The sequence below is a fragment of the Nonomuraea thailandensis genome (assembly GCF_024172165.1).
Taxonomy (GTDB): Bacteria; Actinomycetota; Actinomycetes; order Streptosporangiales; family Streptosporangiaceae; genus Nonomuraea; species Nonomuraea thailandensis.
This window is the reverse complement of record NZ_JAMZEB010000002.1, coordinates 1,331,672-1,353,674: the sequence shown is the minus strand read 5'-3', so window position 1 is coordinate 1,353,674 and position 22,003 is coordinate 1,331,672. Positions and strand designations below refer to the sequence as shown.

Sequence of the window (22,003 nt, the reverse complement as noted above, 5' to 3'; positions counted from 1 at the left end):
TCACTGCACCTTCTCCTTCAAGACGTCGACGACCTGGCCCAGCGGCACCTCGCTCTGCTCGGCGGTGGCCAGGTCCTTCACCTGCACGGCCCCGGCCGCGAGGTCGCGCTCGCCCAGGATCAGCGCGAAGCGGGCGCCGGAACGGTCGGCCCCCTTCATCGCCCCCTTGAGCCCCTTGCCGCCGAAAGCCATGTCGGCGGCGACACCGGCCGCGCGCAGCTCGCTCAGGAGCTTGAACATCGCCCGCGCCGCCTCGTCGCCCAGCGCCACACCGTACACCTCGCAGCGGGCGGGGACGTCGAGACTCACGCCTTCGCGCTCCAGGGCGATGACGGTGCGGTCGAGGCCGAGGCCGAAGCCGATGCCGGGCAGGCGCGGCCCGCCGATGGCCTCCGACAGCCCGTCGTAACGGCCGCCGCCGCCGATGCCCGACTGGGCGCCCAGCAGCGGGTGGTCGAACTCGAACGTGGTGCGGGTGTAGTAGTCGAGGCCGCGTACGAGCCTGGGCTGGTCCTCCCACGGGATGCCGAGGTCGGCCAGGAGCTGCTTGACGCGGTCGTGGTAGGCGTCGCAGCCGGGGCACAGGTGGTCGCCGATGAGGGGCGCGTCCTCGAGCTGCTTGCGCACCTCGGGGCGCCGGTCGTCGAGCACCCGCAGCGGGTTGATCTCGATGCGGGCGCGGGTGGCCTCGTCGAGGTCGAGCCCGCGCAGGAACTCCTGCAGCCTGGCCCGGTAGACCGGGCGGCACTCGGCGCAGCCCAGGGAGTTGAGCAGCAGCCGGACCTGGGTGAGGCCGAGCGAGGTGTACCAGCTCCAGGCCAGGGCGATGGTCTCGGCGTCGACCGCAGGGTCCTCGCTGCCGATCGCCTCCAGGTCGAGCTGGTAGAACTGCCGGTAGCGGCCCTCCTGCGGCGCCTCGGCGCGGAAGACCGGCCCGTCGGTCCACACTTTGACCGGGAGCTGGCCGCGGTGCAGGCCGTACTCCAGGACCGCGCGCAGCACGCCCGCGGTGAACTCCGGGCGCAGCGTCAGCGACCTGCCGCCGCGGTCGGTGAAGGTGTACATCTCCTTGCTGACGACGTCGGTCGACTCGCCTACGCCGCGGGCGAACAGCTGGGTGTCCTCGAAGACCGCGGTCTCCAGGTAGGAGTAGCCGGCACGCCTGGCCGTCTCCGCGAACGCCCCGCGGATCGCGGAGAACGTCGACGCCTGCGGTGGGACGTACTCCTTGACGCCCTTGGGTGCTTGGAAAGTCATTAGATCCCTCGTGTGGGACCGGCGTGCGGCGCTGCTTCCTTGAGGTACGGATTGGTCGCGCGCTCGCGGCCGATCGTGGTCTGTGGTCCGTGGCCCGGCAGCACGACCGTATCGTCAGGCAGCGGCAGACACTTGGTAGCCAGGCTGCGCAGAATCGTCGGATAGTCGCCGCCGGGAAGATCGGAGCGGCCGATGGAGCCAGCGAACAGCAGGTCGCCCGAGAACATGATCTCGTCGCCGGGCAGCCGGAAGCTCACCGACCCCCTGGTATGGCCGGGCGTGTGGTCGACCACGAGCTCGAGGCCCGCGAGCTGGAGCACGGCGCCGTCGGACAGCTCCCGCACGTCGTCGGGCTCGCTCAGCGTGATGCCGCCGAACAGCGAGGCACTGGTGTCGGACCAGCCCGCGGCGGGGTCGCTCAGCAGGTGGCGGTCGTCGGGGTGGATCCACGCGGGCACGTCGCGCGCGCCGCACACGGGGGCCACCGACCAGACGTGGTCGAGGTGACCGTGGGTGAGCAGGACCGCGACGGGCTTGAGTCGGTGCTCGCGCAGCAGCTCGTCGACACCCTCGGTCGCGTCCTGACCTGGATCGACGATCACGCACTCCTCGCCGGCCGCGGGCGCGACGACGTAACAATTGGTCTGGAAGGCCCCTGCGGGGAAGCCTGCGATGAGCATCTGCCTCAGGTGATCTCGTCGAAAAGCCAATGGGAATGTAACCGAAGGGTACCGGTGCGGGTCGCCGGGCTGCGAATCATTACCCGTTGGCCGATACGATTCGCCCACCTCAGTTGATTGACTATGGGAGGCAAAGCGGTGGCCACGGGGAAGGACCGGCAGAAGCAGCTGGCGCGCGAGCACTACGAGCGGCAGATGCAGCGCCGCATCGAGCGCGAGCAGAAGGCCAAGCGCACGGCGATCATCGGCTCCACCGTGGGCGTAGTGATCGTGGTCGGAGGCATCGTGGCCGCGGTCGCGCTGCTGGGCGGCAATGACACGGGCACAGAGGCGGCCACCTCGCCGTCGGCCTCGGCCGCGCCCGCCGAGACCGCTCAGGCGTCGGCGAGCACGGGGCCCAAGCCGTACGACGCCAAGACGGGCACGTGCGACTACGTCAAGGACACCGGCGGCGGCACGGTCAAGGACGTCGGCATGCCGCCGGCGAAGGTCAAGACCGAGCCGGCCACGAAGACGATGACGTTCAAGACGAACCAGGGCGACATCGTGGTCGAGCTCGACAACGCCAAGGCGCCGTGCACGACGAACTCGCTGGAGTTCCTGGCGAAGAAGAACTACTACGACGGCAGCAAGTGCCACCGGCTCGGCGGCGACCAGTTCCCGATGCTCCAGTGCGGCGACCCGACGGCCAAGGCCGACGGCAAGAACGAGACCGACGGCCAGGGCGGCCCCGGCTACGTCATGGCCGAGGAGAACCTGCAGGGCGCCCAGTACAAGCGCGGCGTGATGGCCATGGCCAAGACGCAGGCCCCGGGCAGCACGGGCAGCCAGTTCTTCCTGGTTTACGGGGACATCGGGCTCACCCCGGATTACACGCCGGTGGGTACGATCACCAAGGGGCTCGACATCCTGGACAAGGTGAACAAAGCAGGCAACATCCCTAGCGCCATGGGAGATGGGACTGGAGCACCAAAGCAAACCGTCGAAATCAAAGACGTGACAATCGCCGGCAAGAGCTGACGTAATACAAACTAGGGACGAAGTAGTCCCGAAGGGTCTGATGGATAGTGCGGGAGGACACGGTGAGCACCGACCCGTGGGGCCGGGTAGACGACGACGGCACCGTCTACGTGCGTACGGCTGAGGGAGAGCGGGCCGTCGGCTCCTGGCAGGCCGGTGAACCCGAAGAGGCACTGGCCTACTTCCATCGTAAGTACGACGAGCTGGCCGGTCAGGTGCAGCTGCTCGAGCAGCGTGTCAGGGGCACCGATCTGGCTCCGGCACAGGCCGAGGCGAGCATCGGCAAGCTGCGCGAGGCCGTCTCCGAAGCGCACGCCATCGGCGACCTGGACGCGCTGACCCGGCGGCTGGACGGCCTGACCGAGCTCGTCGCACAGCGCCGCGAGGAGGTCAAGGCCGCGCGCGAGCACGCGCGGGCCGAGGCCAGGGCGGTCAAGGAGCGGATCGTCGGCGAGGCCGAGCGCATCGCCGACGAGACCACCCACTGGAAGTCGGGTGGTGAGCGGCTGCGCCAGCTCGTCGAGGAGTGGAAGGCCGCCGACCGGATCGACCGGGTCACCGAGGCCGCGCTGTGGAAGCGGCTGTCGGCCGCGCGCACGGCGTTCGCCAAGCGGCGCAAGCAGTACTTCGCGGGGCTGGACGAGCAGCGCGAGGGCGTCCGCGCGGCCAAGGAGCGCATCGTCGCCGAGGCCGAGGCGATCGCCGACTCGACCGACTGGGGCCAGACGGCGGCGATCTACCGCGAGCTGATGCAGCAGTGGAAGACCGCGGGCCGGGCCTCCCGCGAGGTCGAGGACGAGCTGTGGGCGCGCTTCAAGGCCGCCCAGGACCAGTTCTTCCAGGCCCGTTCCGCGGTGTTCGCCGAGCGTGACGCCTCGCTGGCCGCCAACGCGGAGGTCAAGGAGGAGCTGCTGGCCGAGGCCGAGAAGCTCCTGCCGATCACCGACGTGCGCACGGCCAGGGCGACGCTGCGGCACCTGCTGGAGCGCTGGGAGGCCGCCGGGCCGGTGCCGCGCGAGCAGCGCGACCGGCTGGAGGGCGGGCTGCGCAAGGTCGACGAGGCCGTGCGCAAGGCCGAGGACGCCGAGTGGAAGCGCTCCAACCCCGAGGCCAGGGCCCGCGCCCAGAGCACGGTCGACCAGCTGCGCACCTCGATCGAGCAGCTCGAGAAGCGGCTGTCCAAGGCGCAGGCGGCCGGTCGCGCGAAGGACGTCAAGGAGGCCGAGGAGGCCCTGATCGCCCGCCGTTCGTGGCTGGCGGAGGCCGAGCGCACGCTCACCGAGTTCAGCTAGGCCTCTCCCCCGGGTCGCCGTCGCCGATCGGGCGGCGCGCGACGGGGCCCGGGATCTAGGCTGACGGGCATGGACCCCGTCGCGGCCGCGCGTGCCTTCGTCGAAGAGCTGTTCCCCGGCGCCCTGTACGCCTTCGTCGGCGGCGCCGTGCTCACGAGGCTGCGCACCGGCACCTCCGACCTCGACGTGGTGGTGGTGCTCGACGGCCTGCCCGCGCCCTACCGCGAGTCGCTGCGCTGGCGCGAGTGGCCGGTGGAGCTGTTCGTGCACAGCGAGACCAGCCTGGCCGCCTACATCGACGACGGTTTCGGGCAGCGGCGGCCGGTCCTGGCCCGCATCTGCGCCGAGGGCGCGGTGGTGAGCGACAGGACGGGCGGCAGGGCCAGCGACCTTCAGGGCGAGCTGGCCGACCGCCTCGCCGACGGCCCCTCCGTGCTGACGGACGGCCAGGCCGACCGTTTCAGGTACGTGCTGTCGGACCTGCTGGACGACCTGTCGGGCGCGACCGATCCGGGTGAGCGCGCGTTCATCGGCTGGGAGGTCGTCCAGGCCACCGCCAGGACGGCGCTGGGCGTGGGACGGGCGTGGCAGGGCGACGGCAAGTGGCTGCTGCGCGAGCTGCGCGCCCATGACGCGAAGCTGGCCGACGAGCTCCTCGCCGCCCGCGACGACCCCGCCAGGCTGGCCGCGGTGGCCACGGGCGTCCTTGAGCGGGCCGGAGGGCGCCTCTGGGAGGGTTACCGGGCCCAGGGTGACCCTTTCCATCAGCCGCTGCGTCACGTGCCCTCACAGGCGCTCTCCGGCGAAACGGCGCAGAGCGGCGGCATGCGGCGCCTGGCCGCCATCAGCGGCGCCACGGCCGGCTCCTCGCGGCTGTGGATGGGGCAGACCCACGTCGCCCCCGCCACCCGCTCCTCGGACCACCACCACGGCGCCTCCGAGACGGCCATCTACGTGGTCAGCGGCACGCCGTCGTTCGTGTTCCTGGAGGACGGGCGGGAGCGGCGCATCGAGGCCGGGCCCGGCGACTACGTGTTCGTGCCCCCGTACGTGCCGCACCGCGAGGAGAACCCCGACCCGTCACAGGAGGCGGTCGTGGTGATCGCGCGCAGCACGCAGGAGGCCGTCGTGGTCAACCTGCCCGACCTCAGGCAGCACTAGCCGCCCGCGCCGCTCACCCGGTAGACGTCGAAGACGCCCTGGATGTTGCGCACCGCCTTGAGCACGTGGCCCAGGTGCTTGGGGTCGCCCATCTCGAAGGTGAACTTGCTGACGGCCACCCGGTCGCGCGAGGTGGTCACCGAGGCGCTGAGGATGTTGACGTGCTGGTCCGACAGCGTACGGGTGACGTCCGACAGCAGCCGGGGCCGGTCGAGCGCCTCCACCTGGATGGCCACCAGGAACACGCTGTCGTCGCTCGGCGACCAGCTCACCTCCACCAGGCGGTCGGGCTGCGTCTTGAGCTGCTGCACGTTGGTGCAGTCGGCCCGGTGCACCGACACGCCGTGGCCCCGGGTGACGAAACCGACGATCTCGTCGCCGGGCACGGGGGTGCAGCACTTCGACAGGCGCACCCAGACGTCGGCGTCGCCCGCCACCACCACGCCCGCGCCGCCACCGCCGCGGGGGCGGCCGCGCAGCCGCGTCGGCAGCGAGGTCTCGGCGATGTCCTCCTCGGCGCTGTCGACGCCGCCGATCGAGGCCACCAGCTTCTGCACGACCGCCTGGGCCGCGATGTGCCCCTCGCCGACGGCCGCGTACAGGGCGGACACGTCGGGGTAGCGCAGGTCGCGGGCCAGCGCCAGGAGCGCCTCGCCGGACATCAGGCGCTGCAGCGGCAGGCCCTGCTTGCGCATGGCCCGGCCGATGGCCTCCTTGCCCGCCTCGATCGCGGTCTCGCGGCGCTCCTTGGAGAACCACTGCCGGATCTTGTTGCGGGCCCGGCCCGACTTGACGAACTTCAGCCAGTCGCGCGACGGCCCGGCGTCCGGCGACTTGGAGGTGAAGATCTCCACCGTGTCGCCGTTGCCGAGCCTCGACTCCAGGGGCACCAGCCGCCCGTTGACCCGGGCGCCGATACAGCGGTGGCCCACCTCGGTGTGCACCGCGTACGCGAAGTCGACCGGCGTGGCCCCCTCGGGCAGGGCGATGACCTGGCCCTTCGGCGTGAACACGTAGACCTCGGAGACCGACAGGTCGAAGCGCAGCGACTCCAGGAACTCGCCCGGGTCGGAGGTCTCCTTCTGCCAGTCGAGGAGCTGGCGCAGCCAGGCCATGTCGCTGCCCGGCTTGACCTTGCCCGTGGGGCCGGGGGCTCCGACCTCCTCCTTGTACTTCCAGTGCGCGGCCACGCCGTACTCGGCCCTGTGGTGCATCGCGTGGGTGCGGATCTGCAGCTCCACCGGCTTGCCCTCGGGACCGATCACCGTGGTGTGCAGCGACTGGTACATGTTGAACTTGGGCATCGCGATGTAGTCCTTGAAGCGCCCCGGCACAGGGTTCCACCTGGCGTGGATGGTGCCGAGCGCGGCGTAGCAGTCGCGCACGCTGTCGACGAGGACGCGGATGCCCACCAGGTCGTAGATGTCGTCGAACGCGACGTCCCTGGCGATCATCTTCTGGTAGACCGAGTAGTAGTGCTTCGGCCGGCCCTTCACCACCGCGCGGATCTTCGCCTCGCGCAGGTCGCCGTGGACCTTCTCGATGACCTCCTGCAGGAACAGGTCGCGGCGCGGCGCCCGCTCCGACACCATGCGGGCGATCTCGTCGTACCGCTTGGGGTAGAGCATGGCGAACGCGAGGTCCTCCAGCTCCCACTTGATCGTGTTCATGCCCAGGCGGTGGGCCAGCGGGGCGAAGATCTCCAGCGTCTCGCGCGACTTCTGGTGCCGCTTGTGCTCCGGCAGGTAACGCATGGTGCGCATGTTGTGCAGGCGGTCGGCCAGCTTGATGATCAGTACGCGGATGTCGCGCGACATGGCCACGACCATCTTGCGCACGGTCTCGGCCTGCGCGGCGTCGCCGAACTTGACCTTGTCGAGCTTGGTGACGCCGTCGACCAGCGAGCCGATCGTGTCGCCGAAGTCGCCGCGCAGCTCGTCGAGCCCGTAGGCGGTGTCCTCGACCGTGTCGTGCAGCAGCGCCGCGCACAACGTCTCGTCGTCGGTGCCCAGCTCGGCCAGGATCGTCGCCACGGCCAGCGGATGCGTGATGTACGGATCGCCCGACTTCCGCTTCTGGTCACGGTGGTGGTAGGCGGCCACGTCGTAGGCGCGCTCGATCAGCCGCAGATCGGCCTTGGGATGGGTGGCCCTGACCGTGCGGAACAGCGGCTCCAGCACCGGATTCATGGCCCCACCCCCAAACCGCCGTCGACGCACCGCGGGCACGCCGGGCGTCTCGGCACTGCCAGGGTCGGTTACGTCGGGCACGACCACATCACGGGGCACTCAGACTCCTCCCGCACTGACTCCCCACGCAAAACTCCTCACGTTTCGAGTCCAGATCCCCCCAGTGTATCCAGGTGGCGAACCTGGACCGTCGCGGGCCGGACTCAGACGATCACGAGGGAGTGCAAGTCCACCCCCGGCAGGCGCTCACGCCCCTTGAGGAAGGCCAGCTCCATCAGCACGGCGATGCCGACGACCTCGGCTCCGGCCCTCTCCACCAGCTCCACGGCCGCCTTCGCGGTGCCTCCCGTGGCGAGCACGTCGTCGACGATGAGCACCCGGTCACCGGGCGCGAACGCGTCACGGTGCACCTCGATGGTCGCGGAGCCGTACTCCAGATCGTAGGACTCTTCCAGCGTCTCGGCGGGCAGTTTCCCCTTCTTGCGCACCGGGACGAACCCCGCCGCCGCCCGGTAGGCCACCGGCGCGGCCAGGATGAAGCCCCGCGCCTCGATTCCCACGATCTTGTCCACCTGGTGGAGCCCGGCCAGCTCGTCCACCACGGCCGCCATCGCGACCGGGTCGGCCAGCAGCGGGGTGATGTCCTTGAACACGACCCCGGGCTTGGGATAGTCGGGCACATCCCTGATCCGGTCCAGGATCAGCGTGCTCAGCTCGGTCATCGGCGTCTTCCTCGCATTTCTCCACCGGCCCTCTGCCGGGGTCCATGATGGTGCATTCCGGCCCTCGCGCGTACCGGGCCCTGTTCCGGCCCCGGGGCGCACACGAACGGCGCCCCCGCCCCGTTGCGGGGCGAGGGCGCCGTACGGAACGTGCTGCGGCTAACCCTTGGCTACCGCCGCGCTTTTGGAGCCCTTCGACCCCTTGCCGCCACCTCCCGTGGAGGCCAGGCGCCTGGCGATGGCCTGGTACTTCGGCTCGCGCTCCTTCAGCGTCACCAGCAGCGGCGTGGCGACGCACAGCGACGAGTACGTACCGACGATCATGCCGACGAACAGCGACAGCGACAGGTCCTTCAGCGTGCCCGCGCCGAGCACCGTGGTGCCGATGAACAGGATCGCCGCCACCGGCAGGATCGCGACCAGCGAGGTGTTCAGCGACCGGATCAGCGTGTGGTTGAGCGCGTTGTTGGCGGCCATCGAGTACGTCTGCTTGGACGTGTGCCCCAGCTTGGCCGTGACCTCCTTGATCATGTCGAACACCACGACCGCGTCGTAGAGCGAGTAACCGAGGATGGTCAGGAAGCCCAGCAGCGTCGCGGGCGTGACCTCGAAGCCCGACCAGGCGTAGATGCCGGCCGTGATGACGAGGTCGTGGATGAGCGCGACGATGGCGGCCAGCGCCATCTTCGGCTCGAACGCCATCGACAGGTACAGGATGATCGCCAGCATGAAGACGCCCAGGCCGATCCAGGCCTTCTGCGACACCTCACCGCCCCAGGACGGGCCGATGGCCTGGATGCTGACCTGATCGACCGGGACGTTGAAGTCCTTGGCGATCGCGCTCTGCACCTGGGCCCGGGTGTCCTCCGACAGGCTCTCCGTGGTCGCCCGCCAGCCGTCCGTGCCGGCCTGCTGGACGATCACCTGGTGCACGCCCTCGTCGAGCACGGCCTCACGGACCTCCTGCACGGAGGTCTGGGTGGCCTTGAACGAGAAGATCGTGCCGCCCTTGAACTCGACACCGAGGTTGAGCCCGTTGACCAGCAGCCCGGCCAGCGAGATGGCCAGCAGCAGACCGGACAGGCTGTACCACAACCGCCACTTGCCGACGAAGTCGACGTCGATCTCGCCGCGATAGAGGCGACGCGCAAGTCCCATCTCAGGCCTCCTGCGGAGTGGTCGTGCGGCCGGTGGACGTCGTGTCGCTCATGCGCTCGGCGTCGAGACCCGACAGCGGGTGCCCCTTGGCGAAGAACTTCATCCGCGCCAGCAGGGCGATGAACGGCTTGGTGAACAGGAACACCACCACGATGTCGATCAGCGTGGTCAGGCCCATCGCGAACGCGAACCCGGCCACACCGCCCACCGCCAGGAAGTACAGCACGATCGCGGCGATGAACATGACGGCGTCGGCGATCAGGATCGTGCGCCGGGCACGAACCCAGGCCACCTCGACGGCCGCGCGAAGCGTCCGCCGGCCCTCCTTCATCTCATCACGGATACGTTCGAAGTACACGATGAAGGAGTCGGCGGTGATGCCGATCGAGACCACCAGGCCGATGATGTGCGGCAGCGAGAGCCGGAAACCGGCGTTGTGGCCGAGCACGACCACCGAGGTGTACGTGATGACCGTGGCCACCACGAGGCTCAGCACCGCCACGATGCCCAGGCCCCGGTAGTAGAGCAGGCAGTAGAGCACCACGAGCCCGAGGCCGATGATGCCGGCGATCAGGCCGCCCTCCAGCTGGTCCTGGCCCAGGGTCGAGGAGACCGTGTCGACCGAGCTGCGGTTGAACTTCAGCGGCAGCGCGCCGTACTTGAGCTGGTCGGCCAGGTTGGTGGCGCTGATCTGGTCGAAGCCGCCGGTGATCTCGGCCCGGCCGCCGGGGATCGGGCTCTGGATGACCGGGGCGGTGATGACGACGCCGTCGAGCACGACCGCGACCATGTTGCGCGGCTCGGGCGAGTTGTAGGCGGTGGTGGTGAGCTTGCCCCACTCACCGGCGCCCTTGCTCTTGAAGTCGAGCTGGACGACCCACTCGGTGGTGCCCTGGCGGACGCCCGCCGAGGCCGTGTCGATGTCGGTGCCGACGACCTTGGCGACGTCGAGGACGTACTTGTAGCTGCCGTCGGTCTCACAGCCCGCGTACTGCTTGGCCGGGTCGTCCTGGACGCCCTGGCCGCGGTTGGCGGGGTTGGAGCAGTCGAGCTTGTTGAACTGGGCGAGCACCGCCGGGTCGATGCCCGTGGTGTCGATGCCGGCGTTGGGGTCCTGCGCGGGAGGCGTGCTCGGCTGGGCGCTCGGGGTGGCGTTGGCCGTCGGAGAGCTCTTGGCCTCCTGCCCCTTCTTGCCGCCCTGCTCCTGGTTCTTGCCGTCCTGGCCGGTCTGGGTCTTGCTGTCCTGACCCGTCTGGGTCTTGCCGTCCTGGCCGGTCTTCTGCGTCGCGGTCGGCTTGGCCGACGGGTCCGCGTTGCCCTGGGCCGGCGCCGAGGCGGCCGGCGTCGGGGCGGTCAGCGCCGACGACAGCGCCTTGCCCGTCGGGGAGGCGCTCGGCGTGGTGATCGACTGCGAGGTGGACGGCTGCGCGGACGGCTGGGCCGTCGGGGACGTGGAGGTGTTGGCCGACGGGCTCGCCGACCCGGAGGGCGTGCCGCCCGGCGTCGGCGCGTTCGTGGCCAGATCCTGCGGGACCTGCGTGGCCGCCACGGCGAGCACCTGGCGGAAACGCAGCTCCGCAGTCGTAGCGACCAGCTTGATGGCCTCGTTCTGACCGACGCCCGGGATGGAGATGATGATGTTGTCGCCGGACTTGGCGACCTCGGCGTCGGAGATTCCGGTGCCGTTGACCCGGTCGCGGATGATGTTGACCGCGCGGTCGAGGATCTCCTCAGGCGGCGACGCGTTGTTCTGGGTCACGGGAGTCAGAGTCACCGTGGTGCCGCCCGCGAGGTCGAGTCCCAGCTTCGGCGTGTACGCCTGCTGCAGGAACATCGTCCCGCCCAGGGCGAGAATGAGCGCCAGAAGCACGAGGAGCGTACGCCCCGGTCGGCTGTGGCGGCTGGTCGGTCGGGCCACTGGTCGTCAGTTCTTTCGGATAGAGGTTTGTCGCAGAGCTTAGTCAGGACTGCTTGGTACTGGAGCCCTGGTCGCCGTCGCGCTCTACGGTGGCCTCGGACTCCTTCTTGCCCTCTTCATCGAGTTCGACCTGGTCAGCGGCCGACTCGTCGTCACTCAGCGGGGCGTCGCCGGGAGCGACGACTCGGCCGATCGCGGCCTTCACCCAGCGGGTCTCGATCCCCGGCGCGACCTCGAGGACGACGTCCTCGTTGTCGACCGCCACGACGGTGGCGAACAGGCCCGTCGTGGTCATGACCCGGGTGCCGGGCGTCAGGGAGTTCTGCATCTGGATCGCCTCTTGCTGGCGCTTGCGCTGGGGGCGGATCAGCAGGAAGTAGAACACCACCACCAGAAGGATCAGCGGCAGGATGCTTCCGAGTTGTCCCATGTCCATAAGGGGCGACCTTCCATTGTCGTACAAGAAGTTGACACCGGCCTCGCGCCGGAAATTCCGTGCGTTGCGTCGGGCCGCGCCGCTCAGCCCGTCAGCCTACACAGCCAGCCAAGCCACGGAGTGTAGGCGCTTGTTGCGAAACGCGGCAACGAGGCAGCGTTCCGGCGCGCGGGGAAGTTCCCATTTTGAAACGGTTGCAACCGATCTGTGATCACTCGAAAAGTGACGCTCCGAACGCATCTGGTGGTGGTGTCATCCCCAGGTGCACCCATGCCGCCGCCGTGGCGACCCGGCCGCGCGGGGTCCTGGCCAGCAGACCTTGCCGTACGAGGAACGGCTCGGCCACCACCTCCACCGTCTCCGGCTCCTCCCCCACGGCCACCGCGAGCGTGGACAGGCCGACCGGGCCGCCGCCGAACTTCTTCAGCAGCACGCCGAGCACCGCACGGTCGAGCCGGTCGAGCCCTTCGCCGTCGACCTCGTACAGGTTGAGCGCCGCCGCGGCGATGTCGCGGTTGATCACACCGTCGGCCCGCACGTCGGCGAAGTCGCGCACCCGCCTCAGCAGCCGGTTCGCGATGCGCGGCGTGCCCCGGGACCGCCGGGCGATCTCGTGCGCGCCGTCGTCCGGCAGGCCCACCCCGAGCAGCTTGGCCGAGCGCCGCAGCACCTGCTCCAGCTCGCCGGTCTCGTAGAAGTCCATGTGGGCGGTGAACCCGAACCGGTCACGCAGCGGCGCCGGCAGCAGCCCGGCCCGCGTGGTGGCGCCGACCAGCGTGAACGGCGCGATGTCGAGCGGGATGGCGGTGGCGCCCGGGCCCTTGCCGACGACGATGTCGACCCGGAAGTCCTCCATCGCCAGATACAGCATCTCCTCGGCCGGCCTGGCCATCCGGTGGATCTCGTCGATGAACAGCACCTCGCCCTCGGCCAGCGTCGACAGGATCGCCGCCAGATCGCCGGCGCGCTCCAGCGCCGGGCCCGACGTGATCCGCAGCGGGGCGTTCAGCTCGGCCGCGACGATCATGGCCAGGGTCGTCTTGCCGAGGCCCGGGGAGCCGCTCATGAGCACGTGGTCGGGCGGGCTCTGCCTGCGCAGGGCGCTCTCCAGCACCAGCGACAACTGCTCGCGCACGCGGCCCTGGCCGATGAACTCGCTGAGGCGCTTGGGCCGGAGCGCGGCCTCGATCTGCAGCTCGTCGCCTCCGGCCGTGGACGAAAGGATCTCCTCCCGCTCAAGTCCCACGCCCGCACCTCCTCTCCGTGCGCTTGCCGGTCCGCTTTCGGACGTCGGTGGCTGATCGGCGCCCGTGGACGACGGGGGCCGCATGGTGCATGGCTACCGGCACCTCGCCACGCGGGGCGTAGGTCGGCGCTTCACCCGGCGGGGCGAACGTGGCCGCCTCGCGAGACGAGGCAGACGTCGGCGCCCCGCGAGACGAGGCAGACGTCGGCGCCCCGCGAGACGAGGCAGACGTCGGCGCCCCGCGAGACGAGGCAGACGTCGGCGCCTCGCGGCGTGAGGCAATCGCCGGTGCTTCACGAGGCGGGATGATCGCCCCTCCGGCGGCAGCGACTGCGGGCACTGGCGCCGTGCGGAGCGGGAAGGCAGAGCCGTCATGGCGGGGCTGTCCCGCCTCAGGGTCCGAAGATGTCACCCTGCGGCCCGCAGCCCTCACTCCATCGCCGCACCGACGCGGTGCAACCGCACCGGACGGTGCGCCTGCACGGCGGGGTGCGGCGGTGCGGCCCAGCACGGTGGCGAGACACGGCGGCGTGGCGGCGCCGGTGGCCGTCGCGGGTGGGGCGGCCGTGGGGAGGGCGGGGGTCATCGGATGCTCAGGGAGCGGAGGGCGGCCTTCAGGAGGGCGGCCACCTGGGGCTGGCGACCGGCGGCGAGGTCGGCGTCGGCGTCCGGCTCCACGGCGGCGACCGCCTCGTCGGCGTCCTTGCTGGAGTAGCCCAGCCCCACCAGACCCGAGTGGACCTGGTCCCGCCACGCCGCCACCCGCTCCCCGTTGAGGGCGGCGTTGACGGCCTCCTCCGGCGTGCCGAGCCGGTCCTTCAGCTCCAGGATGATGCGCTGTGCCCCCTTCTGCCCGATCCCCGGCACCTGGGTCAGCGCCTTGACGTCGGCACTGGCCACCGCGACCCGGAGCGTGTTGGGCGTGTGCACGGCGAGCATCGCCAGGGCCAGCTTGGGGCCGACGCCGCTGGCGGTCTGCAGGAGCTCGAACACGGCGCGCTCGTCGTCGGTGGCGAAGCCGTACAGGGTGAGTGATTCCTCGCGCACCACCAGCGAGGTGGCCAGGCGCGCCTCCTCGCCCATTCTGAGGGTCGCCAGGGTGCCAGGGGTGCAGTGGGTGAGGATGCCGACGCCGCCGACCTCGATCACGGCCCCGTCCGGCGCTATCGCGGCCACCCTGCCCGCCACCGACGCAATCACACCCGTCCTCCTGTCATCGGCCCCGCCACGGTTCGGCTTGCATCACCGGCTCCTGTCATAGCGCACTTCGCGCCCAGGAGCCCACTCACGCCGCGCTCCACGCCCCAGAGCGCGTCCCGGCCCCACGGCCCTGGACGCATCCTGCGTGCCCGATTCGCACGTGCCACCTGGCGATCCCGGCCGAGGTGGCCGCGGCTCGCCGCGCCGCACGGGAGGCGACGCCTGCCGCCCCTGACCGCCTCGCCGCACCGGGCGCCGGTGGCCCGGCTGGCACCGCCCGGCCTGCACCGCCCCGATGGCACGCTCTGGATGGCAGGGGCTGGATGGCAGGGGGCTGGACGGCAGGGGCTGGACGGTGGAGGGCTGGGTTGCGAGGTGCGGAGAGGCCGCCATGCCGAGCCGCGCGCTGTGCGTCCGCGCCGGCCCGAGCCACACCAGGCGCCGCCCAGCCCGAGCCCGGACCAGGAGGTTGCGCGGGTGTGCGCCTCACGGGCGGGTGGAAGGCGGTCATCGAGCGGGGTTTCTGCGGGGAGCGCGGGCCAGGGCCTCGGCGAGGCGGCTCTGGGCGCCGCCGCGCCAGATGTGGCAGATGGCCAGGGCGAGGGCGTCGGCGGCGTCCGCCGGTTTGGGCATCTCGGCCAGGCGCAGCAGGCGGGTGACCATGGCGCCGATCTGCTTCTTGTCGGCCGTGCCGCTGCCCGTGATCGCCGCCTTGACCTCCGACGGGGTGTGCAGGGCCACCGGAAGGCCGCGTCTGGCCGCGCAGAGGACCGCGATGCCCGCCGCCTGGGCCGTGCCCATGACCGTGCGCACGTTGTGCTGGCTGAAGACGCGCTCCACCGCCACCGCGTCGGGCCGCACCTCGTCGAGCCAGCGCTCGATGCCCGCCTCGATGCCGACGAGCCGGGCGCCGAGCTCCTCGTCGGCTCCGGTGCGCACCACCCCGACGGCCACCAGGCTCAGCGGCGCGCCCGGGCGCCCCTCGACAGCACCGAGGCCGCACCGGGTCAGCCCCGGATCGACGCCCATCACCCGCACCGGCCCGCCCTCCCGTCGCCGAACATCTGTTCGGCATGAGACTTTACTCCGGCTGGGGTGGGCGTGCAGCGGGATGCGGAGGTCAGAAGTAGTCGAGCATGTACGGCTTGGCGGCGAAGGCGGCGTCGAGTGCCTGGTCGTAGCCGTCATGTCCGGACATGAGACCGGCGAGGCGGAGGGTCTGGGTCGGGATTCCGGCGTACAGGGCGGAGAAGCCGTTCACCGAGAGCGTGACGCCGGGCTCCTCGACCGGGGTGGCCATGCCCGATCCGCCCGAGACGTCCAGCCGCCAGGTGCCGCCGCCCCTGATCGGGTCGTCGACGGTGACGACGGCCTCGCAGGTCACGTTCGCCGGGTAGCCCCTGCGCTCGACGGCCGCGGCCACGTCCAGCACCCTGAACATCCACCGCACCTGCTGGACCGGCTCCTTCGTGCGCTCGCGCAGCAGCCACAACACCGGGTCGTCCGGCGCCACGGAGGCGACGACCTCGCGGGCGATCGTGGACGCGCTGCCGACCATCGACCACAGGGCCCGCAGGGTCTCGGAGGAGGCGGCGACGAGGTTCTCGACCTGGACGTCGTCGCCCTTCCACCGGTAGACGGCGTAGCCGTCGTCGGCCAGGTAGAGGAAGTCGTCCTCGTCGGCGAGCCACAGGTTCCACGTGTCCTCGTCCCAGGACATCGGCCCGCTCGAACGGGCCGCGCCGTGCACGCGGTGCAGCACCGACATCAGCTCGGCGGCGTCGCCCGGGCCCATCCTGCGCAGCTTGACCTGCCCCGACGGCCGGATCCCGCGCAGCGACTCGGCCTGCAGGCGCACGTTGTGCTGGGCTCCGGCGTGCTCGAAGCCGACCCCGCGGTAGATGGCCGTGGTGGCCGGGTAGAGCGCGGAGACGGCGTCGCCGAGCTCGCCAGCGCGGCCGATGACGGCGCGCATGATCCGGGTGCCGAGGCCGCGCCCGCGGTCCTCCGGGTTGACGGTGACGCCCGCGACGCCCGCCATCGGCTGCGGCCTGCCGTGCCACCACTGCGTGAACCGGCGCAGCCGGGCCGCCGCCGCCAGCCGGCTGCCGTCGAACACTCCCAGGTAGCGGCCCTCCCCCAGCGCCGGGAGCACCGCCTTGCGCCACTTCTCCCTGTCGTCGGCCGACAGCGGGCCGAACGAGCGCTTACGCAGGTCGAGAACGTCGTCGAGGTCTTCGGGAGTCAGGTCGCGTATGTCCACAAGCGGCCACCCTACGCAGGCGGTGTGCGAACGTGCGAGCCGTTTGTCCGGATGGCGAGCCTGTCCAGGTACAGGAGCTGCGCGGCCACGAGGGCTGCCAGCACGACGGCGACCACGGCCAGCGGCGTGGCGGCGCCCACGTCGGGCGTGGTCGCGTTGAAGGAGGCGAGCTGGTGCACCTGCGCGACGGGGGTGGTGAACAGGTCCGGCTTCTGGACGACCAGCATCGGCCAGAGCAGGTCGTGGGCGTTCATGAGGGCGACGGCGCCGGCCAGGACGCCCGCCATGGGGAGCGAGGGCAGCAGCACGCCGCCGAAGAAGTCGCCGCCCGCCCGCTCGGCCAGGCCCCTGCACAGCAGCGTGAGCACGAGCAGCGCCGGGACGCTGATCAGGAGGGGCGGGATGAGCGCGGGGAAGGAGTCGATGAGGCCGAGGTTGTGGACGTTCTGCCAGTTGGCGACGGCGAGCGGGCCGGGGCCGACGAACAGCCAGGGGGCGAAGAGCAGCAGCAGCCACTCACTGGCCCGGCCGAGCGGGCGCAGGCCGCCGATGCCGAGCGCCGCCAGGTAGGCGACGCCGACCGAGACGACGGCGCCCGCGACGGCGGGGACCCAGGTGTTGAGCTGGGCGACGACGGTTCCGGCCGGGGTGGCGGGCGAGGCCAGCACGCCGTCCATCCAGGGCCAGGTGAGGACGAGGCCGATCACGACGACGAGCACGAGCGCGGTGACGCCCGCCACGGTCATCCCGACGCCCGGGCCGGGAGCGCCCGTCTTGACCGGGACCGGAGCGGGGGTCTCAGGCGAAGCCGGCGCCCCGTACGGGAGCGGGGTGCTGGTTGCGGGCGCGTACGGGGTGACGGATTCGTCCTGGGACGCGGTGCGCGGCGTCAGCGTGATGCGGAGCCGGGCCGCCACCGCGACGACCGTGGCGACGATCCCCAGCACGCCGAGGATCACCCCCGTGAGGGCCGCCACGGACGCCCCAGGCCCGAACTCGGCCAGCCGGAAGGCGTAGTCGTACTGCAGGCCCGCGAGCGTCTCTGTGGCCCGCTGAGGGCCTCCTCTCGTGAGCACCAGCCCGAACGAGAACGTCTGGAGCCCGACGGCGACGACGGCGAGCCCGACGAGCACGGCGACGACGATCGTCGCGGGACCGGGGGTGCCGCCGCGCAGGGCGGGCAGGAACGCGATCACCGCCAGCGCGCACACGACGCCGAACGTGGCCGCCGCGACGATCAGGCGGAACGTTCCCGGCGCCGTCGCGGGCTCACGCAGCCCTTCGGCCAGCGTCACCAGACCGGACGCGTGCGGCATCGCCCCTCGCACCCAGGCGCCCGCGACCGCCACCGGCGAGAAGGCGACGACGGCCAGCGAGAGCACGATCCGCCCGGCCCGCCGGGGCCAGGTGCCGGCCCGGTCGAGCGCCAGTGCCAGCAGCGGCCCCACCACCACGGCCACCAGCAGCGGGATCACGGTCAGCGAGAGCGTGAACCCCAGGGCCCGCCAGAAGTCGCCGCCGCCGAGCAGCTCGCTGTAGTTCTCCATCCCCACGTAGGCGCTCTCCCGCAGGACGCCGCCGCTCTGGAAGCTGAGCCAGAGCGTCTGGGCGGTCGGCAGCACCAGGGTGATGAGCGCGCCGAGCAGCGCAGGCACGGCGAGCAGCCAGCCGAGGGCGGATGAGACGTAGGCCTGAGGAGGGGTGGGGGAAGTCACGTCGCCAGACCCTACGCTGCCACGGGCCCTCGCGCACGCGAAGAAACGCGTTGCGCGGGCACCGTCATGATGCGACCCGGTATGCGCCGATACGGGCGCAGGCGCCGGTCAAGGCGGGCACAAGCGCAGGCCGGCGTGGCACAGGGATCGGCCAAGGCGCGTCGGCGCACAGACCGGTACGGGCGCACGCGCGGGCCGGGAGCCGGGCACGGAAACGGACAGGCCCGGCGCAGGCCGGGCCCTTGCGATCGCGTCCGTACGCTAGTCGAGCGCCGCCAGCACCTCGTCCGAGACGTCGAAGTTGGCGAAGACGTTCTGCACGTCGTCGCTGTCCTCCAGCGCGTCGATGAGGCGGAACACCTTCTTGGCGCCCTCCTCGTCGAGCGGCACGCTCATCGTCGGCAGGAAGCTCGACTCGGCCGAGTCGTAGTCGATGCCGGAGTCCTGCAGCGCCTTGCGCACCGGCACCAGGTCGCCGGCCTCGGAGACGACCTCGAAGGTGTCGCCCAGGTCGTTGACCTCCTCGGCGCCCGCGTCGAGCACGGCCATCAGCACGGTGTCCTCGTCGAGCCCGTCGGCCTTGGGGACGATCACGACGCCCTTGCGGTTGAACATGTACGAAACGGACCCGGGGTCGGCCAGCGAGCCGCCGTTGCGGGTGAGCGCGACGCGCACCTCGGAGGCGGCGCGGTTGCGGTTGTCGGTGAGGCACTCGATGAGCACCGCGACGCCGCCGGGCGCGTAACCCTCGTACATGATCGTCTGCCAGTCGGCGCCGCCCGCCTCCAGGCCACCGCCCCGCTTGCGCGCCCGCTCGATGTTGTCGTTGGGCACGGAGTTCTTCTTCGCCTTGAAGATGGCGTCGAAGAGGGTGGGGTTGGCGTCCGGGTCAGGGCCACCGGTCCGTGCCGCCACTTCGATGTTCTTGATGAGCTTGGCGAACAGCTTGCCGCGCTTGGCGTCGAGCGCGGCCTTCTTGTGCTTCGTCGTCGCCCATTTGGAGTGGCCGGACATTACCTAGAGCTCCCTCACCATGTCTACGAAGTAACGGTGCACGCGTACGTCCCCGGTGAGCTCGGGATGGAACGACGTAGCGAGCAACGGCCCTTGACGGACCGCGACGATCCTATCCCCAGGCTCGCACCTGCCCAGCACTTCGACGTCCGCGCCGAGGGATTCGACCCAGGGGGCCCGGATGAAGACCGCGTGCACCCGATCCCCGGCGAAGTCGAGGTCGGACTCGAAGGAGTCGACCTGGCGGCCGAACGCGTTGCGCCTGACCACCATGTCGATGCCGCCGATGGTCTGCTGGCCGGCGATGCCGTCCTCGATCCGGTCGGCCAGCATGATCATGCCGGCGCAGGAGCCGTAGGCGGGCATGCCCTCCTTGACGCGCATGCGCAGCGGCTGCAGCATGTCGAAGGTCTCGGCGAGCTTCCACATCGTGGTCGACTCGCCGCCGGGGATGACCAGGGCGTCGACAGCGTCCAGCTCGGCGGGACGGCGCACGGCGGTCGCCGTGGCGCCTGCCTCCTGGAGCATGCGCACATGCTCGCGCACGTCTCCCTGGAGGGCGAGCACACCGATCGTGGGCACAGTCGATCCTTTCGTCCGGGTGTACGGGTTCCGAACATTCAACACCAGGATGGCCTGGCATCTTCCTAAAGGGTCACCTCGATGTGTGCGGGCTTGTGGTCCGAGAGCGTGACGCCGCGCTCGACGTGGCAGCGCCGCACGCTGCCCTTGGGGGCGAAGAGGTAGTCGAGCTTCTTGCCCTGTCTGGTCCAGCCTCCGGTACGCCGCCCGCCCCGCTGGTCGCACTCCTGGTAGAGGCGGTAGAAGGGGGCGACGGCCCGGCGTCCGGCGGCGCCGCCGTAGCCGCTGTCGGGCGGCGAGACGTTCAGGTCGCCGCCGACGACGCTGCGGTACCCGGGCTTGACGGAGATCTCCAGGAGGCGTTCGAGCTGCTTGGTACGGTACGGGGCGCCCGCCTGGCGGTCGTCGTAGGCCGAGCCGGAGGACAGGTGGGTGCCGCAGGCGCGCACCTTCCTGGCGGGCAGGTCGGCGCAGATGGCGGCCCGCTTGACGTACCAGGGCGGGGCGGGCAGCGGGTGGATCTCGAACGTGGCCGCGTCGCCCGCCACCGCGACCGCGATGCTCTGCGCGCCGCGCGGGCGGCCGAGCAGGTCGGGGTGGCAGGCGTACGGCGTTCCGTCCTGGCCGGTCAGGCCCCAGGAGCCGATCGTCCAGCGCTGCCCGGTGCGCCGTTCGAGCCAGAGCTCGAGCGTGCCCGTCGCGCCCGTGCAGAACTCCTGCAGGAAGATCACGCCGGCGCGGCGGGAGAGCGCCTGCCTGCCGATGTGCTCGGCCAGCTCGACGGCGCTCGCGCGGTAGAGGCGGCAGTCGGAGTTGGTCCCCGTGCAGACGTTCCAGGTCATCACCGACAGGTTCGCCTGCGGCGCGGGAAGCATGCTCGCCAGGAGCAGCAGGACATGTCCCACCATGGTGAGACATGTAATCACATGGTGGCCGCGGCCTCAGCGGTGTCGCGCATCGTGTGGCCGGCGTCCACGCGGGACAGCGCGCGCAGATGGTGGCGCCGGGTGTGGAGCACGGCCATGCCGGCGACGCAGCAGAGCGCGCCCAGCACGTACGGCACCGCCACCCCGACCTCCTCGCCCAGCTTCGTGGCGATGAACGGAGCCAGCGCGCCGCCCATCCAGCGCACGAAGTTGTAGCCCGCCGAGGCGACCGGCCGGGGAGCGTCGGAGACCTCCATGGCCGACTCGGTGAACACGGTGTTGTTGAGCCCGATGGGGATGCCCGACAGGATCGTGAACACGATGATGCCCGCGTGCCCCGACAGCGCGATGCCGATCTGGAAGACGGCCAGCAGGGCCAGCGCCAGGTGCAGCACGTTCACCGAGCCGATCCTGCGCTGCAGCGGCGGCGCGGCGAACACCGACGACAGCGCCACGCAGACGCCCCAGCCGAAGAAGACGGCGCCGATGCCGTAGGCCGACATCCCGAGGATGAACGGCGTGAAGGCCAGCACCGTGAAGAACGCGAAGTTGTAGAACAGCGCGGTGAACGCGGTCGTGGACAGGCCGCCGTGCGCCAGCGCCCTGATGGGGGCGCTCAGGCGGGTCTTCTGCGCCGGCCTGGGGGTGGCTCTGAGCATCGTGGCGATCAGCACGAAGCCGGCCGCCATGAGCGTGGCGGTGCCGAAGAACGGGGCCCGCCAGTTCCAGTCGCCGAGCAGGGCGCCGACGAGAGGGCCCAGGGAGATGCCCAGGCCGAGCGCGGCTTCGTACAGGATGATGGCCGACTCCGCGCCGCCGCTGGCGGCGCCGACGATCACGGCCAGCGCGGTGGCCACGAACAGCGCGTTGCCCAGACCCCAGCCGGCGCGGAAGCCGACGAGCTCGGCGACGCTGGTGGAGGTGCCGGCCAGCGCGGCGAACCCGACGACCAGCACCAGCCCGGCCAGCAGCGTGCGCTTGCCGCCGATGCGGCTGGAGACCCAGCCGGTGATCAGCATGGCCACGGCCGTGACCAGGAAGTAGCTGGTGAACAGCAGGGAGACCTGGCTGGGGGTGGCCTTCAGACCTTGGGCGATGGAAGGGAGGATCGGGTCGACCAGCCCGATGCCCATGAAGGCCACGACCGCGGCGAACGCGGTGGCCCAGACGGACATGGGCTGGCGGAGGATTCCGCCGCCGGTTTGCATGTTGCTCCTTCTCCTA

At 71.0% G+C, this 22,003-nt stretch carries 19 protein-coding genes; 3 read left to right on the top strand and 16 right to left on the bottom strand.

Annotation, left to right across the window (positions count from 1 at the left end; genetic code table 11):
* Both hisS and HD597_RS10335 read right to left on the bottom strand, forming a co-directional pair.
* Window positions 1-1,257: a histidine--tRNA ligase gene (gene hisS, locus HD597_RS10340; protein WP_253741786.1), complete on the bottom strand. Its 1,257-nt coding sequence runs from the start codon at window positions 1,255-1,257 to the stop codon at window positions 1-3.
* Entirely contained in the window at window positions 1,257-1,937 is a 681-nt protein-coding gene (locus HD597_RS10335) for an MBL fold metallo-hydrolase (RefSeq protein ID WP_253741785.1), read from the bottom strand. The genes hisS and HD597_RS10335 overlap by 1 nt, the downstream gene beginning before the upstream one ends.
* A 138-nt stretch (window positions 1,938-2,075) precedes the next feature.
* Here HD597_RS10335 and HD597_RS10330 point away from each other — a divergent pair, with 138 nt between their 5' ends.
* The 3 genes from HD597_RS10330 to HD597_RS10320 all read left to right on the top strand — a co-directional run bounded on the left by HD597_RS10330 (window position 2,076) and on the right by HD597_RS10320 (window position 5,410).
* The gene (locus HD597_RS10330; protein WP_308210586.1) at window positions 2,076-2,957 is read left to right on the top strand and encodes a peptidylprolyl isomerase; all 882 of its coding nucleotides are present in this window, start codon (window positions 2,076-2,078) and stop codon (window positions 2,955-2,957) included.
* Window positions 2,958-3,019: 62 nt separating this feature from the next.
* On the top strand, window positions 3,020-4,249 hold the full coding sequence (locus HD597_RS10325) for a DUF349 domain-containing protein (protein ID WP_253741783.1): 1,230 nt from the start codon (window positions 3,020-3,022) through the stop codon (window positions 4,247-4,249).
* 69 nt (window positions 4,250-4,318) lie between these two features.
* Window positions 4,319-5,410: a cupin domain-containing protein gene (locus HD597_RS10320; RefSeq protein WP_253741782.1), complete on the top strand. Its 1,092-nt coding sequence runs from the start codon at window positions 4,319-4,321 to the stop codon at window positions 5,408-5,410.
* Here the strand turns inward: HD597_RS10320 and HD597_RS10315 are convergent.
* The 14 genes from HD597_RS10315 to HD597_RS10250 form a co-directional block, all read right to left on the bottom strand.
* Complete coding sequence (locus tag HD597_RS10315; RefSeq protein ID WP_253741781.1) at window positions 5,407-7,599, bottom strand: RelA/SpoT family protein; 2,193 nt, start codon at window positions 7,597-7,599, stop codon at window positions 5,407-5,409. The genes HD597_RS10320 and HD597_RS10315 overlap by 4 nt on opposite strands.
* 203 nt (window positions 7,600-7,802) lie before the next feature.
* A complete protein-coding gene (locus tag HD597_RS10310) occupies window positions 7,803-8,321 on the bottom strand; it encodes an adenine phosphoribosyltransferase (protein WP_253741780.1) in 519 nt (172 codons plus the stop codon).
* 159 nt (window positions 8,322-8,480) lie between these two features.
* Entirely contained in the window at window positions 8,481-9,479 is a 999-nt protein-coding gene (secF, locus tag HD597_RS10305; protein WP_253741779.1) for a protein translocase subunit SecF, read from the bottom strand.
* Between the two features lies 1 nt (window position 9,480).
* Complete coding sequence (gene secD, locus HD597_RS10300) at window positions 9,481-11,349, bottom strand: protein translocase subunit SecD (RefSeq protein ID WP_253741778.1); 1,869 nt, start codon at window positions 11,347-11,349, stop codon at window positions 9,481-9,483.
* Window positions 11,350-11,440: 91 nt separating this feature from the next.
* On the bottom strand, window positions 11,441-11,827 hold the full coding sequence (gene yajC / locus HD597_RS10295; RefSeq protein WP_253741777.1) for a preprotein translocase subunit YajC: 387 nt from the start codon (window positions 11,825-11,827) through the stop codon (window positions 11,441-11,443).
* Between the two features lie 217 nt (window positions 11,828-12,044).
* Window positions 12,045-13,163, bottom strand: a complete 1,119-nt coding sequence (ruvB, locus tag HD597_RS10290; protein ID WP_372513364.1) for a Holliday junction branch migration DNA helicase RuvB — start codon at window positions 13,161-13,163, stop codon at window positions 12,045-12,047.
* 498 nt (window positions 13,164-13,661) lie between these two features.
* The gene (ruvA, locus tag HD597_RS10285) at window positions 13,662-14,279 is read right to left on the bottom strand and encodes a Holliday junction branch migration protein RuvA (RefSeq protein ID WP_253741775.1); all 618 of its coding nucleotides are present in this window, start codon (window positions 14,277-14,279) and stop codon (window positions 13,662-13,664) included.
* Between the two features lie 507 nt (window positions 14,280-14,786).
* Window positions 14,787-15,317: a crossover junction endodeoxyribonuclease RuvC gene (gene ruvC / locus HD597_RS10280; protein WP_253741774.1), complete on the bottom strand. Its 531-nt coding sequence runs from the start codon at window positions 15,315-15,317 to the stop codon at window positions 14,787-14,789.
* Between the two features lie 82 nt (window positions 15,318-15,399).
* The gene (locus tag HD597_RS10275) at window positions 15,400-16,542 is read right to left on the bottom strand and encodes a GNAT family N-acetyltransferase (protein WP_253741773.1); all 1,143 of its coding nucleotides are present in this window, start codon (window positions 16,540-16,542) and stop codon (window positions 15,400-15,402) included.
* Between the two features lie 11 nt (window positions 16,543-16,553).
* Window positions 16,554-18,257, bottom strand: a complete 1,704-nt coding sequence (locus HD597_RS10270; RefSeq protein WP_253741772.1) for a carbohydrate ABC transporter permease — start codon at window positions 18,255-18,257, stop codon at window positions 16,554-16,556.
* A gap of 261 nt (window positions 18,258-18,518) precedes the next feature.
* Window positions 18,519-19,271, bottom strand: a complete 753-nt coding sequence (locus HD597_RS10265) for a YebC/PmpR family DNA-binding transcriptional regulator (RefSeq protein WP_185103236.1) — start codon at window positions 19,269-19,271, stop codon at window positions 18,519-18,521.
* A 3-nt stretch (window positions 19,272-19,274) separates the two neighbouring features.
* Window positions 19,275-19,853 carry a pyridoxal 5'-phosphate synthase glutaminase subunit PdxT gene (gene pdxT, locus HD597_RS10260; RefSeq protein ID WP_253741771.1) on the bottom strand — a complete coding sequence of 193 codons (579 nt, stop codon included), beginning with the start codon at window positions 19,851-19,853 and terminating at the stop codon, window positions 19,275-19,277.
* Window positions 19,854-19,918: 65 nt separating this feature from the next.
* A complete protein-coding gene (locus HD597_RS10255) occupies window positions 19,919-20,761 on the bottom strand; it encodes an endonuclease/exonuclease/phosphatase family protein (protein WP_253741770.1) in 843 nt (280 codons plus the stop codon).
* Between the two features lie 14 nt (window positions 20,762-20,775).
* Complete coding sequence (locus HD597_RS10250) at window positions 20,776-21,954, bottom strand: MFS transporter (protein WP_253741769.1); 1,179 nt, start codon at window positions 21,952-21,954, stop codon at window positions 20,776-20,778.
* Window positions 21,955-22,003: the final 49 nt, after the last annotated feature.